Source organism: Stenotrophomonas sp. PS02300 (assembly GCF_029959395.1).
GTDB classification, from domain to species: Bacteria; Pseudomonadota; Gammaproteobacteria; order Xanthomonadales; family Xanthomonadaceae; genus Stenotrophomonas; species Stenotrophomonas maltophilia_AD.
On the sequence record NZ_JASCOP010000090.1, the window covers coordinates 1 to 17,805 of the forward strand.

The following is a 17,805-nucleotide window of genomic DNA, read 5'->3' on the forward strand; positions in this document are numbered from 1 at the left end:
ACACCCGGGGGGGGGGGGCGCCCCCCGCCCCACGCCGGGGGACATTTGCACCGGGGCCTGCCGGCCGCGGCGGGGCCCTCCACGCTCGCGATGAACCTGATCGAAGACCGTCACGGCTTCCCGGGGGCCTGAATGCCTGCCGACCGCCGAATGGTTCAGGCCGCCGCGCGGTTTCGCCCGTAAACCCCTTTCCACGCGGCAATTCCGCGTCATTCACAATTTGATACAGGCCGCCGTTTAGGCTGGAAATCCGCGTTCTGACGCGGTGGATGACAAACCCCGCAACTTTCGGCACTGTCGTGTGGTCTGATCCGCACGCAGTCTCCCCGTTGGCAAGGTGCCATGAGCAAGTCGATGAAATTCAAAGCCCCCGCATTCCTGATGGCCCTGGCGCTGACCGCGCCGCTGGCGCTGGCTGCCTATGCCGATTCGCCGGCCCTGCCGTCGGCGGCCACAGCCGACCAGGTGACGACCTCCAAGCTGGTGTACGGGCTGCTGTCCGACAGCCGCTATGCGTACCGGCCGCGCGCGCTGGACGCGGCGACCTCCAAGGACGTGTTCAAGCGTTACCTGGAATCGCTGGACGGCAGCAAGCAGTTCTTCACCCAGGCCGACATCACGAAGTTCGCGCCGTTCGAGTCGAACATTTCGTCGGCCATCCGCGGCGGTGAGCTGGAGCCGGCGTTCCAGGTGTTCGCGGTGTACAAGCAGCGGGTGGGCGAGCGGGTGGGTTACGCGCGCAAACTGCTCAAGCAGGATTTCGATTTCAGCAGCGATGAGCGCTTCGAGTACGACCGCAAGGACGTGCCGTGGGCGGCCAGCAGCGCCGAACTCGATGACCTGTGGCGCAAGTCGGTCAAGAACGATTGGCTGCGCCTGAAGCTGGCCGGCAAGCAGCCGGCCGACATCCGCAAGACGCTGGACAAGCGCTATGCGCAGCTGGAGAAGTCGGTCAATGAGCTGAAGGGCGAGGACGTGTTCCAGTTCTTCCTCAACTCCTATACCAGCGCGGTCGATCCGCACACCGATTACTTCACCCCGCGCACGGCCGAGAACTTCAACCAGGCCATGTCGCTGTCGCTGGAAGGCATCGGCGCGCAGCTGCAGCGCCAGGACGACATGGTGGTGATCCGCGAGATCATCGCCGGTGGGCCGGCGTCGGTGAATGGCACGCTCAAGCCGGGCGACCGCATCGTGGGCGTGGGCCAGGGCAAGTCGGGTCCGGTCGAGGATGTGATCGGCTGGCGCATCGATGACGTGGTGGCCAAGATCCGCGGCAAGAAGGACACCCAGGTGCGGCTGGAATTCATTCCGGCCGAGGAAGGCGTGGACGGCAAGCCGCACATGCTGGTGCTGACCCGGCAGAAGGTGCGCCTGGCCGAGCAGGCCGCGAAGGGCGAAACCCTCACCATCCCGGCCAAGGATGGGGCGCCGGCGCGCAAGGTCGGCGTGATCAAGCTGCCCACGTTCTACCAGGACTTTGAAGGCCGCCGCCGCAACGCGACCGATTACGCCTCGGCCACGCGCGATGTGGCCAAGCTGCTGGCCGGCTTCAAGAATGACAAGCTCGATGGCGTGGTGCTGGACCTGCGCAACAACGGTGGTGGCTCGCTGGATGAGGCGATCGAACTCACCGGCCTGTTCATTGAACAGGGCCCGGTGGTGCAGGTGCGCGAATCCGGCGGCCGGGTAACGGTCAACAACGACCGTAGCGAAGCAGTGGCGTGGGACGGCCCGCTGGCCGTGCTGATCAACCGCGGTTCGGCCTCGGCCTCGGAAATCTTCGCCGGTGCCATCCAGGATTACGGCCGTGGGCTGGTGATCGGTGAAACCACCTTCGGCAAGGGCACGGTGCAGAACATCGTGGACCTGGACCGTTGGCCGAGCGGCGAAGCCCAGCGCTTCGGCCAGGTGAAGCTGACCATCGCGCAGTTCTTCCGCGTCAGCGGCAGCAGCACCCAGCACAAGGGCGTGGTGCCGGACCTGGCCTTCCCGGCCAGCGTGGATGCCACCGAGTACGGTGAAAGCACCTACGACAACGCGCTGCCGTGGACCCGCATCGCTGCCGTTCCGCACACCCAGTACGGCAACTTCGGGCCGCTGCTGCCCAAGCTGGAAACCCTGCATGCCTCGCGCATCGCCTCGGACAAGGAATTCCAGTGGTGGAATGAGGATGTGGAGCAGTTCCGCACCGAAGCGGCCAAGAAGTACATCTCGCTCAACGAGGCCGAGCGCCGCACCGAGCGCGAGCGCCAGGAAACCCAGCGCAAGCAGCGCCAGGCCACCCGCAAGGAACTGGGCCTGGACCTGGACCCGCTGGCCGATGACAGCAACGATGATGGCCTGACCGGCAACGAGCGCGACATCGTCAAGGATGCCGCCCGCGAGAAGGCGGCCGAGAAGCGCCCGGACCCGCTGCTGCGCGAGTCGGCCGCGATCCTGGCCGATGCGGTGAACCTGCTGGCCGAAGACCGCCCGTTGTCGGCGCAGGTGCTGCCGCAGTCGACCGCGGCAGGCCGCTGGGCCGACTGACCGGGTGAACCAAGTAAAAACGGAGGGCCGGCGGAAACGCCGGCCCTTCGCGTTTAGACCCCACGCATACGCCACCGGGCCTATGCTCGGGCGATCCCCTCCTGCAGGAGCGCCCATGCGGCCTTCCCATGCACTGGCGGCCAGCCTGCTGGCCGTGACCCTCAGCGCCTGCGGCGGCCGCGCGGCCGACAGCACGCTGCTGCGTGAATCCTTCGATTCGGGCGACATGTACTCGCGCAGCGTGCCGGGCACCCCGGCGCAGGCCTGCGAGGCGGCACGGCGCACGCTGCTGAGCCAGGGTTACGCGATTGCCCGCGCCGATCCGGACGCGGTGGAAGGCAACAAGAATTTCCAGCCACGCGAGGATGAGCACGAGCAGCTGGTGCTGCGCGTCTCGTGTGCGGCGCGCGGCGACGAGGCGCTGGTGTTCATCAGTGCCGTGCAGGACCGCTATGCGTTGAAGAAGAGCCCCACCTCGGCCAGCGTGGGCGTGGGCGCGCTGGGGTCGGTATCGCTGCCATTCGGCAGCAATGACGATTCGCTGGTGAAGGTGGCCAGCAGCACCGTGCAGGACGGCGACTTCTACCGTCGCTTCTTCACCCGCCTGCAGCAGTACCTGCCGGCAGCCAAGGCCAGCACGCCCGAGCCGGCACCCGCCGCGCCGGTTCCGCCGGTTCCGCCAGTACCGGCAGCGCCCGTCTCCGAGCCTGCACACGTGCCGCCGGCGCCGGAACCGCCGGCCACGCCGACGCCGATCCCCGCCGCCGACACGCCAGGCGCTGCGCACTGAGCGGACGCGGAGCATGCCGCGCAGGGGCTTCCATCCAACGCGCCGAACGCGCGCCGTGGGCGTGCTGCTGGCCCTGACGCTGGGCCTGCTTCCGGCCGCGGAGGGGCGCACCGACCCGGGCAGCTGCGTGCAGACGCTGATCGAACGCCTTGGCTGGCAGCTCCAGGACGCCGCCATCGCCGCGCCGCGCGTGCACGGCGGCCCCGTCTGCGAACGGGCCGACCTGCCCCAGGCGCAGGCGGCCGGCGACCTGCGCGTGCAGCTGCCGCGTGCATGGCCCGCCGCGCAGCGCGAGCGCTTCCTGCAGACCCTGCTGGACGATCCGGCGACCGTCTGCGCCTACGCCTTCGAGCTGGGCAAGGCCACCCGCCGCGCCGCCACGCGGCTGCAGGACAACCCCGGTTACCGTTTTTCGGCGCTGCAGCTGGGCTGGATCGGCTTTGGCCCGGGCGGTGCACGCGCGCAGGGCTGGGAGGGCTTCCGCAGCTTCGGCCGCGGCTACCGCCCGCAGGGGTCCAACAGCGCGGCCGTGCAGGCCTTCTATGCCGGCCGGGTGCGCAGCGAATGCGGTGTCGGCCGGCAGGTGGCGCAGCTGGCCACCCAGCGCGAGCTCTATGGCGATGCCGCGTTCGATACAGCGTTCACCCCCGGCGAACTGTCGATCGGTACCTTCCTGACCCTGCACGACACCGACAGCATCCTGCTCGGCCACCACGCCGGCGAGTTCTTCGCCGACGGCAAGGCAGTGCGGACCTCGCGGCGCGGGCGCCAGGCGTTCGTCGGCGCGCCGGGCTTCATCGAGCATGTGTTCGAACCGGTGTACCTGGACGACATCAACAACCAGGCCGAGAACTTCGTCATCGTCGATGTGGGCGAGGCAGCCGCCGAGGCGCTGCGCGTGCACGAGGGCTTTGCCTACTACGACCGCATCAACCGGCGCATCTGGGAGGTGGCCGGGCGCATGCCGGGGCCCGGGCTGCGTCGCTTCGAACGGCTGCTGGCCGAGCGCGACCCGGCGCTGCGCGCCGCGTTGCCGGCCGACCAGCAACCGCTGCTGGCTGAACTGGACGCGCTGCTGGACGATCCGTTCTACCGGGAGTTCGTGATTTATGTGCACCCACGCGGTATACGTCCGGTGGGCTATCACATCGCACGCCTGCTCGACCGCAATCCACGCACGCCGTTCGCGTTCGAGCTGGGCCTGCACAACCTGCATACCACGCTGTACCACCGCTGGATCCAGACGCAGCTCCAGCAGTGCGCCGCAGCGTCAACGTATTCGCAACCCGAGCAAAGGTGAGTCATGGAAATTGCAATGATTGGACTGGGGCGCATGGGCGCCAACATGGCCGAGCGGCTGCACCGCGGCGGCCACCGCGTGATCGGCGTGGACCCCGGTGAAGCGGCCCGCACCAGCGCGGCCGCGCGTGGCTTCGAAGTGAGCGCAACGGCGGCCGAAGCACTGGCGAAACTGTCGGTGCCGCGCGTGGTGTGGCTGATGGTGCCGGCCGGCGAGGTGGTCGACCAGACCCTGGCCGCGTTGTCGCCGCACCTGTCCGAGGGCGACGTGGTGATCGACGGCGGCAACTCGTACTACAAGGATTCGATGCGCCGTGCCACGCAGCTGCTCGAGGAAGACGTGACCTACCTCGACTGCGGCACCAGCGGTGGCGTGTGGGGCCTGCAGGAAGGCTACAGCCTGATGATCGGTGGCGATGCCGCGGCCGTCGAGCGCGTCGGTGCGATCTTCCGCACCCTGGCCCCGGCCGAGGATCGCGGCTGGGTCCACGCGGGGCCGAGCGGGGCAGGGCACTTCTGCAAGATGGTCCACAACGGCATCGAGTACGGAATGATGCAGGCCTACGCCGAAGGCTTCGCGCTGATGCAGCGCAAGACCGAGTTCAACCTGGACCTGGGCCAGGTCGCAGCGGCCTGGCAGCACGGCAGCGTGGTGCGGTCCTGGCTGCTGGACCTGAGTGCCGACGCGTTGGCCCGCAACCCGCAGCTGGATGGCATCGCGCCGTTCGTGCCCGATTCCGGCGAAGGCCGCTGGACCGTGGCCGAAGCCATCGACCTGGACGTGTCCGCGCCGGTGATCACCCTGTCGCTGCTGGAACGGTTGCGCTCACGCGAAAAGAATTCCTTCAGCGACCGCATGCTCTCCGCACTGCGCAACCAGTTCGGCGGCCACGCGATGGTGAAGGAATAGGTTACCGAAGATCCACGCGCCGGCCGCTGTCGGCGCTTTCGCGGCCTGCTTCAAGCAGCCGCATCAGTTGCAATGCTTCTTCAGTACTGACGGGTGCTTGGCCTTCGCCGAGTAGCGCATCGCGGAACGCCGCGTAGAACCGCCGGTAATCGCCCACGGCGTTGTCCACGCTGTGGCGACGTACCTTCCCTTCGGCATCCACCTGCACCCGCTGCCCATGCTGCGGGTCCAGGCCCCAGCCTGGTGCGCCGGGGGCGATGCCTTGGCGCAGCTGGTCTTCCTGCACGTCCAGCCCCTCCTTGAGGTAACTGCCGTCGCTGCCATGCACGGCAAAGCGCGGTGCCGACGCGACCACCAGCGAACCGGCGTGCACGATCGCGCGCATCGCAGGGTAGTGCAGCACTGCATGGAAGTAATCGTCGCTGCGCGCACCGTCGCGCTGCGCGGTGATGTCGGCGCTGATCGCCTCGGGCCAGCCGAACAGCTGCAGCATCTGGTCCAGCAGGTGCGGGCCCAGGTCCATCCACAATCCGCTGCCCGGTGCATCGCTCTCGCGCCAGCGGTCGCGCACCTGCGGGCGGTAGCGGTCGAAGTGCGAATGGACTTCCGCGATGCGTCCCAGCGTGCCTGCCGCCAGCAGGCCGCGCAGCGTGAGGAAGTCGGCGTCGTAGCGCCGGTTCTGGAACACGCACACCACGCGCCCGGCCTCGCGCGCGGCATCGACTACCGCCTCCGCTTCGGCCGTGCTCAAGGCAAACGGCTTGTCGACCAGCACATGCTTGCCCGCACGCAATGCTGCCAGTGCCAGCGGTGCGTGCTGTTCATTGGGCGTGGCGATCACCACCGCATCCACCGCCGGGTCGGCCAGCAGCGGCGCCACGTCCGCGTGGATGTGCACATCGGTGAAGCTGCGCAGCAGCCGCTCGCGTTGCGAACTGACGATGCTGTGCAGGGCCAGGCCCGGCGTGTGCTGGATCAGTGGCGCGTGGAAAACGCTTCCAGCCAGCCCGTATCCGATCAATCCCACCTGCGCGATCGTCGCCATGTGTGCACCTGATGCGTTGTGTCGCGTAAGAATAATTGCAAATGATGCAGTGCGGAAACCTGAACTGTTGGGGTTGAACCTGAGCGGTTCACGGCAACGTGATCTTGCAGCGACGTGCTGTCCACGCCTCGCCGCCGACACTGGGCCCACTAACCAGGGAGACACCGCACATGACCAACACTACCCGTAATCTGCTTGCTGCTTCGCTCGCTTTCGGCATGCTGCTGGGCACCTCGGCGGCCATGGCCAAGGATCCGCCGAAGACCACCGACAAGGCTGCCATGACCCATGCGGACATGCATGATTCGGACGAGCCGGTCACCGACACTTGGATCACCACCAAGGTCAAGAGTGACCTGCTGGCCAGCAGCAAGGTTCCCGGCACTGAAGTAAAGGTGGAAACCGTGAATGGCGTGGTATCGCTGTCGGGCACCGTGGCGACCAAGGCCGAGCATGACAATGCCGTTGCCAAGGCCAAGATGATCAAGGGCGTCAAGAGTGTCGACGCCAGTGCACTGAAGGTCTCCGCGGCCGCTGCCAAGCGCTGATCCGCGACAGCACCTGCACAGACACCGGGGCGCGCCGTCAGGCGCGCCCTTTTTCATGGACGGCGCCGCTGTCCGGTCCTGTCCCGTATTCACGTTGGTGTGGAGTATATTCAGGACTTCGCCCCTGTCGGCGTCGCTCCTGGATCGGGGCGTACCGGCGGGGAGGGGGAGCATGCAAGCCAACGAGGGTCTATGGCACTGGTTTTCAGTGATGAACTCTGGGACCGCTGGCGGTTGCCGGCCCTCGGCCTCGCGGCCGTGGCCATCATCGTGGTGCCATGGCTGACCCTGCGCCGACTCTCCGACGAGAACCTCGACGCGATGCGCTGGGTGACCCACACCCAGGACGTCGGCGTCGCCGTGTATCAGTTGCAGGCGGACGTGCGCGACGTGGAATCGGCGGCGCTGACGCTGTCCAAGGGCATCGATGCGCCCGGGCTGCGCGAGCGGCTTGGCCAGGCCCGCCACATTCCGGCACGGCTGGCGCGGCTGACCGAGCTGACCCGCGACAATCCCGAACAGCTGGTGCGCATCGGCCGCATCCAGTCGCTGCTGGACCGGCGCATGGAACTGGCCGCCGAGCTGGCCCGTTCCAGCCCCGACGGCGACCAGCGCCAACTGGTACAGGACCTGACCACCCGCTATCCGATCCGCGGCCTGATCGAGGAACTGCAGGACCGCGAGGAAGAACTGCTGGCCCAGCGTTCGGCCGTGTTCGCCCAGCAGCAACGGCAGGGCGAGCTGGTCTCGTGGGCCGCGCTGGTCGTCCAGCTGCTGCTGCTCGGCCTGGTGTTGTGGCTGTTGCATCGGCAGATCCTGCACCGCGCCACCGCCGAACGTGCCACGCGGCGCGCCTCGGCACGTGCGGCATCGGTGCTGCACACCGTGCGGGAGCCGATCGTGCTGCTTGACCGCGAACTGAAGGTGCAGCTGCACAACCCGGCGTTCTCGGAGTTGTATGGACTGCATGACGACGCGACCACCGACGGCCGCGCCCTGGAAACGCTGGGCGAGGGTGCCTGGAGCGATCCGGCGGTGCAGCAGCGGTTGATGGACGTGCTGCTGCGTGGTCGCGAACTGTGGGACTTCGAGCACGAACAGCGCACCGATGATGACCAGGTGCGCACCATGCTGATCAACGCCCGGCGCATGCCGCTGCCGGACCGCGACGATGAAGTGGTGCTGATGACGGTCACCGACGTCACCGTGCAACGTGCCGTGCAGCAGCGCGTGGAAGAACTGAACCGCCAGCTGGAAGGCAAGGTGGAACAGGTATCGGAGGTCAACCGCGAGCTGGAAGCCTTCAGCTATTCGGTGTCGCACGACCTGCGCGCACCGCTGCGCCACGTCGCCGGCTTCTCGGACAAGCTGGCCCGGCACCTCGGCGAGGACGCGGACGAAAAATCGCGGCACTACCTGGACGTCATCGCCGGCTCGGCGCGGCGGATGGCCACGTTGATCGACGATCTCCTGGTTTACTCGCGGCTTGGGCGCGCGGCGATGCGCCTGCAGGCGGTGGACATGCAGTCGCTGGTGGCCGATACCCGCGCGCTGCTGGATGCCAATCTGAAAAGCGAGGCCGAGCACGGCGGCGCGGCGCGGCGCATCGAATGGAAGATTGCACCGCTTCCGATCCTCGTCTGCGACGACAACATGATGCGGCAGCTGTGGCTGAACCTGCTCGGCAACGCGGTGAAGTACTCGGCCAACGCCCATCCGGCGCGGATTGCGGTGGAGTACGAACGCCAGCCCGATGGCAGCCACCTGTTCAGCGTGCGCGACAACGGTGCCGGCTTCGACATGGCCTACGCCGACAAGCTGTTCGGCGTGTTCCAGCGCCTGCACAAGGCCAGCGAGTATTCCGGCACCGGCATCGGCCTGGCCAGCGTGCGCCGGGTGCTCGCCCGCCACGGCGGCCGCATCTGGGCCGAAGCGGCGGTGGACCAGGGCGCCACGTTCCACTTCCTTCTTCCTTCCTCCCTCGACGCACTCAACAACAAAGGCCCCGTCGCATGACCGCTCTCCGCACCATCCTGCTTGCCGAGGACAGCCCCGCCGATGCTGAAATGGCCATCGATGCCCTGAAGGAAGCGCGCCTGGCCAACCCCATCGTGCACGTCGAGGACGGCGTGGAAGCGATGGACTACCTGCTGCGCCGCGGTGCCTTCGCCAACCGCGAGGAAGGCCTGCCGGCGGTGCTGCTGCTGGATATCAAGATGCCGCGCATGGACGGGCTGGAAGTGCTGCGCCAGATCCGCAGTGCCGAGGAGCTCAAGCGGCTGCCGGTGGTGATCCTGTCGTCCTCGCGCGAGGAGAGCGACCTGGCCCGCAGCTGGGACCTGGGCGTCAATGCCTATGTGGTCAAACCGGTGGACGTGGACCAGTTCTTCGGTGCCGTGCAGACGCTCGGCAAGTTCTGGGCGCTGATCAACCAGGCTCCGGAGGTCGAATAACCCATGCCGCTCACCGGCCCCTCGCTGGGACACCTGCGCATCCTGCTGGTGGAGGATTCGCCCGAAGATGCCGAGCTCATGTGCGGGCAGATGCTCGACGCCGGGCTGGAGGCCAGCTTCGAGCGGGTGGAGACCGCCGCCGAACTGCGCGATGCGCTGCTGCGGTTCGCGCCGGACATCGTGCTGTCCGACCTGGCCATGCCCGGTTTTTCCGGCAACCAGGCGCTCGAAATCGTGCGCGGTTGGCACCCGGACGTGCCCTTCATCTTCGTGTCGGGCACGATCGGCGAAGAGAATGCCGTGGCCGCGCTGCACCAGGGCGCCAACGATTACATCATCAAGCACCAGCCGGCGCGGCTGCCTTCGGCGGTGGCGCGCGCCGTGCGCGAGGCACGTGGCACCATCGACCGCCAGCGGGTTGAAGCTGAGCTGATGCGTGCGCAGCGGCTGGAAAGCCTGTCGCTGCTGGCTGCCGGGCTCAGCCACGACCTGCGCAACATCCTGCAGCCGCTGCTGATCATGCCCGAGCTGCTGAAGGCCCGCACCGACGATCCGCAGCTGCACCACCTGGCCGACGTGATCGCCGAATGTGGCCGGCGCGGGCATGAAATGGCCGAATCCATGCTGTCATTCGTGCGTGGCTCGCGCAGCCCGAGCGAGCGGATCCAGATCGCCCATCTGTTCGAGGCGATGGAACTGCTGCTGCGCAGTACTCTGCCGGCGCAGGTGAGCCTGCACCTGGACGTGGACGACCCGGCCCTGGCGGTGGATGCCAACTACACCGAGCTGCAGCAGGTGCTGCTGAACCTGGCGCTCAACGCGATCCAGGCCATGCCCAATGGCGGGCGCCTCACCCTGCGCGCGGCGGCCGACCCGGATGTGCACGGCCAGGACTGGCTGCGCATCTCGGTGACCGACGAAGGCGTGGGCATGAGCGCCGAGGTGCTGGCGCACCTGTTCAATCCGTTCTTCACCACCAAGGCCAACGGCACCGGCCTGGGGCTGATCTCCTGCAAGCGCATCGTCGAAGGCGCCCAGGGCAGCATCCGGGTGGAAAGCACGCCGGGCGTGGGCAGTCGGTTCGAACTGCGGCTGCCGATGCGCGAGGAACCGGTCGATACGGTCCCGCAGGCACAGCCGATAGCGGCCGGTACCGGGCAGTCGATCCTGGTGGTCGATGGCGAAGCCACCCGGCTGTCGCTGCTGGGCAATGCGTTGTCCAGCCAGGGCTACCACCTGCAGCTGGCCTCCGATGGCGGTGCCGCGCTGCGCTGGATGCAGCAGGAGGCGATGCCGGCGCTGGTGATCGCCGATGCCGGGGCCAAGCTGCTTTCAGCCAGCCACCTGCTCGATGAGATGGCCGCGCTGGGCTATCGCGGCCCGGCGCTGGTGCTGGAAGACGCCGAGGTTCCGGTACCGCTGGAAACCTTCCCGGACGGTGTCGAGGTGCACGTGCTGCGCAAGCCGCTGGAAATGCAGCAGGTGTTCCGTTCGGTGGCCGAGGCGCTTGCGGGGTAGGGCGCGCCTACCCATCTTCCCAGGGGAAGCTGGGCAGGCTGGCCACGGCGTGTTCCAGCCGGCGCGACCAGTTGCCATGGATTTCGGCGTACAGCGGGCTGTCGCCGGCCAGGCGCATGCGGTGGCTGATGCGCAGGTCGCCGGCGCGCAGCAGCACCAGGTCGACCGGCAGGCCCACCGACAGGTTGGAACGGATGGTCGAATCCAGCGACACGATCGCCGTGCGCGCCGCATCGTCCAGCCGGGTCTGCGGGCGGATGATGCGGTCCAGGATCGGCTTGCCGTACTTGGATTCGCCGATCTGCAGGAAGGGCGTTTCCGGCGAGGCGGCAATCGCGTTGCCCAGCGGGTAGATCATGTACATGCCCGGGTGTTCACCGCCGACCTGGCCGCCCAGGATCAGGGTCGCCTGGGTGTTGACCCCGTCATGGCCGTGTTCCGGGTTGCTGCATTTGACCTGGCTGTCCACCAGCACCCGGCCCACGTACTCGGCCACCTCGAACAGGTGCCGGTAGGCGCGCAGGTTCTCCGGCCGCTGTTCCTCCACGTCGCGGTGCAGCCGCGAGATCAGCAGCTGGGTGGTGGCCAGGTTGCCGGCGGCCATGATCACGAAGGCGGCCTCGCCGGGAAACTCGAATTCGTGCAGCTTGCGGTGCACGCGTACGTCGTCCAGCGACGCGTTGGTACGGGTATCGGCGGCGAAGACAAGGCCCTCATCCACCGCAATGCCGACGCAATAGGTCATGTCGGTGTCCTATGATGTGCACCCCGATTCTATGCGGAGCCCCTGTTGGCCCCGTGTGGATTCGCCCCACGTACGCTGAATACCATGACCACTGTGCTCCTGAGCCTGGGCAGCAACCTGCAACCGCAGCAGCATCTTCACGCTGCGGTGGCCGCGCTGCGCGGGCGTTTCGGCGATATCCGGGTCTCCCCGGCCTACCGCACCGCCGCCGTGGGCTTCGACGGCCCGGCCTTCCTCAACAACGCGGTGGCGATCGAGACCGACGAGCCGCTGGAGGCCCTGGACCAGTGGCTGCATGACGTGGAAGACGCCCATGGGCGGGACCGCAGCGGGCCGCGTTTCAGCGACCGGACACTGGACATCGACGTGGTGTTCTACGGCGACCTGATCGTGGAAGGGCCGGGGCACCTGCGGATTCCGCGCCCGGAGCTGAAGCACGCCTTCGTGCTCAAGCCGTTGGCGGATATCGCGCCGGACTTCATCGACCCGGTCAGCGGCCTGGACCTGGCCACGTTGTGGCGGGCGCACAAACAGTTCGGCGACGTGTTCGAGGTCGTGGAACTGGGGTAAACAATGGTGCCCATGGTTGATTGGTCGGAATTTCCGGACGTTACGTAACAATTCGTAGCCCCGGCCGTTGGCCGGACACCGCGCGTAGCGCGGCCCAAGCGTCCGGAGGCGTTTACATAACGCACGCGGTCAACACCCCGGCGTTTACACGTTCCGAAGAAGCCCGTCAGGCGTTCACGACGTCTGATGCACGGTTTCGTTTTGGTTGCACACCCGGGCGCATGGTCGCAACCGACCGCATTTCGGGCTCCGGACGCTTGGGCCGCGCTGCGCGCGGTGTCCGGCCAACGGCCGGGGCTACGAATTGGTACGGGCCCATTGGGATCCGGATCAACCAACCAATGCCCCCATCAGGTCAACTGCCGGCCGCCATCCACCCGCAACGTGTGCCCGGTCACGAACGGGGCGTCGTTGACCAACCAGTACACCGCCTCGGCGATCTCATCCACCGTGCCGGTGCGGCCCAATGGGGTCCGCGCCAGCAGCGCCTGCTGGGCGAAATCATCCTTGCCCTGCTCGGGCCACAGGATCGCGCCCGGCGCCACCGCGTTGACCCGGACCTTCGGCGCCAGTTCCAGCGCCAGCGAACGGGTGATCATTTCCAGCGCGGCCTTGGCCGCGGCGTAGACCGGGTGGTCGCGCATCGGCTGGGTGCCGTGCAGGTCGGTGAGGTTGACGATGCAGCCCTGGTGGCGGCGCAGCTGCGGCGCGGCGGCCTGGGCCAGCAGCAGCGGCGCGCGGGCGTTCACCGCGAACAGGTCGTCCCACTGGTCGGCGGTGATCTGGCCGAGCAGGGTGGGGTAGAAGTTGGAGGCGTTGTTGACCAGCGCATCCAGCCGCCCGAACTGGGCCACGGTCTGTTCCACGAGGTCCGGCAGGGCCTGCGCGTCGCGCAGGTCGGCCTGCAGGGCCAGCACGCTGCCGGGGCGCAGCATGTCCAGGTCGAAGGCCATCTGCTGCAGCTCGGCGGTGGAGGTGTGCGCATGCAGCACCACCGACCAGCCGCACGAATGGAACTGGCGGGCAATGGCCGCGCCGATCCGGCGCGCACTGCCGGTGATCAGCACGACGGGTGTGGTGGCGGTCATCGGGGCTCCTTCCTGCTCGGCTATGCTGTGCATTGTCACCGCAATCGCCCGCACCATGCATTCTTCCCTGCCCACGCCCGATGCCGACGCCCTGGCCCACAGCGACGAACTGGCCGCCGCCCTGCGCGCGGAAATCCTCGCCAACGGCGGCGCCATGCCGTTTGCCCGGTTCATGGAACTGAGCCTGTATGCGCCAGGCTGGGGCTATTACAGCGCCGGCGCCAGCAAGTTCGGTGCGGATGGCGATTTCACCACCGCCCCGGAGCTGGGCCCGCTGTTCACCGCCACCCTGGCCAACGCCATCGCCCCGGTGATGCAGCAGCTGGGCCCGCAGGCACGCTTCCTGGAACTGGGTGGCGGCAGCGGCGCGTTCGCCGAGATCCTGCTCAAGCGCATGCTGGAACTGGATGCGCTGCCGGAGCGCTACGCGATCCTGGAACCCAGCGCAGACCTGCGCGAGCGCCAGCGCGAGCGCCTGGAAAAGGCGCTGGTGCCGCCGCTGTTTGCCCTGGTGGAATGGCTGGACGGCCCGTTCGACGATGACTGGGACGGCGTGGTGTTCGCCAACGAAGTGATCGACGCCCTGCCGACCCCGCGCTTCCTTGCGCGCGACGGCATGGTCTATGAGGAAACCGTGGAGCTGGATGCCGACGGACGCTTCATCCGCGGCGCGCAGCCGGCCGACGCCATGCTGACCTCGGCCGTGCGGCACCTGGAGCGCTACCGGGAAAAGCCGTTCGCCGATGGCTACCGTTCCGAGCTGCTGCCGCACCTGCCGTACTGGATCCAGGCGGTGGCTGGCGGGCTGAAACGCGGCGCGATGCTGTTCGTCGATTATGGCTACCCGCGCAACGAGTACTACCGCGATGACCGCGACGACGGCACCGTGCGCGCCTTCTACCGCCACCACGTGCACAACGACGTGTTCCTGTGGCCGGGCCTGCAGGACCTGACCGCGTCGGTGGATTTCACCGCGCTGGCCGAGGCTGGCACGCATGCGGGTTTCGAGCTGGCCGGCTACTGCACCCAGTCCAGCTTCCTGCTCGGCAATGGCCTGGATGGGTTGCTGGCCATGGCCGAGGAGCGAGCCGACGAGATCGGCAAGCTGCGCCTGCGCGACCAGGTCAAGAAGCTCACCCTGCCCAGCGAGATGGGCGAGCTCTTCCAGGTGATGGGCTTCCAGCGCGACGTGGATTTCGACCCGGCGTTCCTGCTGGGCGACCTGACCTGGCGGCTCTGAGATGACCGCAGCCGGCATGCTGAAGCCGCTGCGCTTCCCGCGCGTGTGGCTGGGGCTGTGGTGGCTGGCGATCGTGGTGACGATCGTGGTCTGCCTGATCCCGCCACCGCCGCTGGCATTGCCGCAGAACAGCGACAAGGTCGAGCATTTCCTGGCGTACTTCCTGCTGGCCTCGGCGGCGGTGCAGATCTACCGCACGCGCGCGGCGCTGCTGTGGGCCGGCGCCGGGCTGGTGCTGCTGGGCGTGGGCATTGAGTTCCTGCAGGGCGCACTGACCACCGACCGCATGGCCGACCCGATGGATGCGCTGGCCAACAGCGTCGGCGTGGTCGCGGGCATGGCGATGGTGTTCACGCCGCTCCGTGACCTGCTCATTCGGATGAAAGGCTGATCGGGGTAGGGTCGGTTCCCAAACGACCGCCGATAACGGTTGTAACCCCGGTAACGCATTGCAAGCAACGACAACGGCGTTTGCTTCGTTGCAGGTCATGCGTTACCGGGCGTTGATACGTTCACTGCGGTCGTTTGGGAACCGACCCTACCCATTCCTCCAACGAGGGTGCCGGCTGTGGGCCGGCACCCTCTCATCATCAACGCGGTACCAGCTCCAGCGTGTCCAGCACCCACATGGTGGGCCGGGTGTCACCGGTGAAGCGCACGCACAGGTCCTGGCGGCCCTTCAGCGAACGCGGCAGCGCCGCTTCCAGCGTGATGAAACCATCGGCACCGGGCGTGGCCGGCAGCGGCACGCTGGCCAGCGGCTTGCCATCGCACTGCGCGTTGAGGATGTCCATCTCGCCGTGTGCGCTGCGCGCCGGCACGAAGCGCCGCTGCGGCTCGTCGTGGGCCAGCTGGAAGTAATACGGAATCTGCCCCGCGCGTACCCGCAGCTTCGCAATGCCCTCCACATCCGCGCCTTCCCACAGCCAGCACGGGTTGAAGATGTTCACGTTGAAGATCGCGCGCTGGCCGTCGGCTGGGCCATCGTCCTCCAGCCGCAGCAGCAGCTTGCCTTCGCCCGGACACATCGCCAGATGCTCGTCGTTGCGGCTCAGCAGTGACTGCGCGGTGATGTCGAAGCGGCTCGCCGCCTTGGCCAGTGCCTGCCCATTGAAGAAGGTCGCGGCCTGTACGCCCACCGGAAGCGGCCGGGTCAGCGGCGCGTCGTAGCGCGGCGACTGCGCGGTGACCGCGCTGCCATCCACGCTGTAGCGGATTTCATAGTTGAGCGGGTTGCGCAGGGCCAGCGTGGCGGTGCCGGCCTTGCGGTCGTCGGTGACATCGGCTTCCACTTCGAACGGCGTCTGCGCATACGCGATGCCCATCGCCTGCCAGCGCTGCAGCTGCGAGGGCAGCCGGGCCAGGAAATCGGCGAAGTTGCGGCGGTCACGCGGCGTCCAGCCGGTTTCGGCCACCGCGGCAAGGCGCGGGAACACGTTGTGGTGCAGCCGGGCGACGCTGCGGGTGTGCTCGGTGAACATGTTGGCCTGCAGGCCGAGGATGTGCTGCTCCTTGTCCCTGGCCAAGGCATCCGGCACCGGCTCGAAGCCATACACGCGGGCCAGCGGGGTGGTCAGCGGGCGACCCGGCGGCTCGTTCTCCGAGTTGGTCTGCAGGTAGTCCATGTACATGTCGGTGACTGGCGACATCACCACGTCGTGGCCTTCGCTGGCGGCCTTGAGGCCACCCTCGGTACCGCGCCAGGACATCACCGTGGCTTCCGGCGGCAGGCCGCCTTCTAGGATTTCATCCCACCCGATCAGGCGGCGGTCGTGCTGCTCCAGGAACTTCTCCAGGCGCTTGATCAGGTGCGCCTGCATTTCATTTTCAGTGCCCGCGCCCACTTCGCGCATGCGTTCCTGCACGCGCGGGCTGGCCTCCCACTGGTCCTTGACTGCTTCGTCGCCGCCGACGTGGACGTACTTGGCGGGGAACAGTTCGATGACCTCTTCGAGCACGTTCTCCAGGAACTGGAACGTGCTCTCCTCGGTGTTGAACAGGTTCGGGAACACGCCCCATTCGCTCAGCGGCTGCAGTGGCGTATCGATCGTGCCGAGTTCGGGGTAGGCGGCAATGGCGGCCGTGGCATGGCCGGGCACGTCTATTTCCGGAATCACCTGGATGTGGCGCGCGGCGGCGTAGGCGATCACCTCGCGGATCTGGTCCTGCGTGTAGAAACCGCAGTAGGGTCGCGGCGCGCCGGTGGCCGGATCGCGGCCGCCATCGCCGGCCGGGATGCGGCAGCTGCCGACACCGGTAAGTTTCGGGTAGCGCTTGATCTCCATGCGCCAGCCCTGGTCATCGGTGAGATGCCAATGGAAGGTGTTGAGCTTCTGTTCGGCCATCGCGTCGAGCACGCGCTTGATCTCGTCCAGGCTCTGGAAGTGGCGCGCCGAATCGAGCATCAGCCCGCGCCAGGTGAAACGCGGCGCATCGTCGATCTTCAGTGCCGGCACGACACCGTTGCTGCCGCCGGTGAGCAGCTGCGACAGGGTGGCCGCGCCATAGAACAGGCCCGCTTCGGTGGCGGCCTGCACGGTCACGCCGCGCGCATCGCTGCGCAGCTGGTAACCCTCCGCACCGGTCTTCAGGGTAGCGTCGAGCACGAAGCGGATACCGTCATTGCCGCGTGCGGTGGCCACGACCAGGGTCGGACCGCCGCTGTGCTGCAGCTGGGTCGCGAACAGGCCGGCCACGCGCTGGGCGGCCGCGCCCTGCGCGCGCAGCGCGGTCGTGGAAGTGACGGTGTAGCCCGCGCCCTCAAGGCGTTGCAGCTGGGCGGGGGCGGGAATCAGCGGCAACGAGCCGGGCAGGGCGCGCGGGCCATCGGGGGCCTGGGCATCGGTGGCATGTGCGAGCGGGGCCAGCGAGAGCGCCAAGGCCAGCGGCAGCAGCGACAGCGAGGTACGACGGGTGCGGGTGTGCATCGGGTCATTCCTTTGGTGCGGGTTAAAAAAAACGGGCCCGGTTCCGGGCCCGTTTTCAGTGGGCCGGAACGGCCCACTGGGTAGCGGCGGCCCCGTTCGCCCCGACCCAAACGCAATATTATAATATAATCCGAGAAAAA

The 17,805-nt window shown here is 67.6% G+C and carries 15 protein-coding genes; 11 read left to right on the plus strand and 4 right to left on the minus strand.

Annotated features, from left to right (window positions below; translation table 11 throughout):
- Window positions 1–354 precede the first annotated feature (354 nt).
- The 4 genes from QMX79_RS15045 (at window position 355) to gnd (ending at window position 5,531) form a co-directional block, all read left to right on the plus strand.
- Entirely contained in the window at window positions 355–2,532 is a 2,178-nt protein-coding gene (locus QMX79_RS15045) for a carboxy terminal-processing peptidase (RefSeq protein WP_282247446.1), read from the plus strand.
- A gap of 115 nt (window positions 2,533–2,647) precedes the next feature.
- Window positions 2,648–3,322, plus strand: a complete 675-nt coding sequence (locus QMX79_RS15050) for a DUF2242 domain-containing protein (protein WP_282247447.1) — start codon at window positions 2,648–2,650, stop codon at window positions 3,320–3,322.
- A 13-nt stretch (window positions 3,323–3,335) separates the two neighbouring features.
- Complete coding sequence (locus tag QMX79_RS15055; RefSeq protein WP_282247448.1) at window positions 3,336–4,622, plus strand: hypothetical protein; 1,287 nt, start codon at window positions 3,336–3,338, stop codon at window positions 4,620–4,622.
- A 3-nt stretch (window positions 4,623–4,625) separates the two neighbouring features.
- Window positions 4,626–5,531: a phosphogluconate dehydrogenase (NAD(+)-dependent, decarboxylating) gene (gene gnd, locus QMX79_RS15060; RefSeq protein ID WP_282247449.1), complete on the plus strand. Its 906-nt coding sequence runs from the start codon at window positions 4,626–4,628 to the stop codon at window positions 5,529–5,531.
- Between the two features lies 1 nt (window position 5,532).
- Here gnd and QMX79_RS15065 read toward each other — a convergent pair whose 3' ends face one another.
- The gene (locus tag QMX79_RS15065; RefSeq protein WP_282247450.1) at window positions 5,533–6,576 is read right to left on the minus strand and encodes an oxidoreductase; all 1,044 of its coding nucleotides are present in this window, start codon (window positions 6,574–6,576) and stop codon (window positions 5,533–5,535) included.
- 170 nt (window positions 6,577–6,746) lie between these two features.
- Between QMX79_RS15065 and QMX79_RS15070 the strand changes: the two genes are divergently transcribed.
- The 4 genes from QMX79_RS15070 to QMX79_RS15085 all read left to right on the plus strand — a co-directional run bounded on the left by QMX79_RS15070 (window position 6,747) and on the right by QMX79_RS15085 (window position 11,095).
- Window positions 6,747–7,124 carry a BON domain-containing protein gene (locus tag QMX79_RS15070; RefSeq protein WP_282247451.1) on the plus strand — a complete coding sequence of 126 codons (378 nt, stop codon included), beginning with the start codon at window positions 6,747–6,749 and terminating at the stop codon, window positions 7,122–7,124.
- Window positions 7,125–7,316: 192 nt separating this feature from the next.
- Complete coding sequence (locus QMX79_RS15075; protein WP_282247452.1) at window positions 7,317–9,140, plus strand: ATP-binding protein; 1,824 nt, start codon at window positions 7,317–7,319, stop codon at window positions 9,138–9,140.
- On the plus strand, window positions 9,137–9,577 hold the full coding sequence (locus tag QMX79_RS15080; RefSeq protein WP_193059234.1) for a response regulator: 441 nt from the start codon (window positions 9,137–9,139) through the stop codon (window positions 9,575–9,577). Before QMX79_RS15075 ends, QMX79_RS15080 begins: the two co-directional genes overlap by 4 nt.
- A 3-nt stretch (window positions 9,578–9,580) precedes the next feature.
- Entirely contained in the window at window positions 9,581–11,095 is a 1,515-nt protein-coding gene (locus QMX79_RS15085; protein ID WP_282247453.1) for an ATP-binding protein, read from the plus strand.
- A gap of 7 nt (window positions 11,096–11,102) precedes the next feature.
- On the opposite strand, the gene QMX79_RS15090 is transcribed toward QMX79_RS15085, so the two are convergent.
- Window positions 11,103–11,840 carry a 20S proteasome subunit A/B gene (locus tag QMX79_RS15090; protein ID WP_282247454.1) on the minus strand — a complete coding sequence of 246 codons (738 nt, stop codon included), beginning with the start codon at window positions 11,838–11,840 and terminating at the stop codon, window positions 11,103–11,105.
- Window positions 11,841–11,924: 84 nt separating this feature from the next.
- Between QMX79_RS15090 and folK the strand changes: the two genes are divergently transcribed.
- Window positions 11,925–12,410 carry a 2-amino-4-hydroxy-6-hydroxymethyldihydropteridine diphosphokinase gene (folK, locus tag QMX79_RS15095; protein ID WP_282247455.1) on the plus strand — a complete coding sequence of 162 codons (486 nt, stop codon included), beginning with the start codon at window positions 11,925–11,927 and terminating at the stop codon, window positions 12,408–12,410.
- 350 nt (window positions 12,411–12,760) lie between these two features.
- On the opposite strand, the gene QMX79_RS15100 is transcribed toward folK, so the two are convergent.
- Window positions 12,761–13,498, minus strand: coding sequence for a pteridine reductase (locus QMX79_RS15100; RefSeq protein WP_282247456.1), 738 nt, complete (start codon window positions 13,496–13,498; stop codon window positions 12,761–12,763).
- Between the two features lie 55 nt (window positions 13,499–13,553).
- Here QMX79_RS15100 and QMX79_RS15105 point away from each other — a divergent pair, with 55 nt between their 5' ends.
- On the plus strand, window positions 13,554–14,738 hold the full coding sequence (locus QMX79_RS15105; RefSeq protein ID WP_282247457.1) for an SAM-dependent methyltransferase: 1,185 nt from the start codon (window positions 13,554–13,556) through the stop codon (window positions 14,736–14,738).
- A gap of 1 nt (window position 14,739) precedes the next feature.
- Window positions 14,740–15,129 carry a VanZ family protein gene (locus QMX79_RS15110; protein WP_282247458.1) on the plus strand — a complete coding sequence of 130 codons (390 nt, stop codon included), beginning with the start codon at window positions 14,740–14,742 and terminating at the stop codon, window positions 15,127–15,129.
- Between the two features lie 199 nt (window positions 15,130–15,328).
- Here QMX79_RS15110 and QMX79_RS15115 read toward each other — a convergent pair whose 3' ends face one another.
- Window positions 15,329–17,665 (minus strand): family 20 glycosylhydrolase, encoded by a 2,337-nt coding sequence (locus QMX79_RS15115; RefSeq protein WP_282247459.1) that lies wholly within the window; start codon window positions 17,663–17,665, stop codon window positions 15,329–15,331.
- Between the last annotated feature and the right edge of the window lie 140 nt (window positions 17,666–17,805).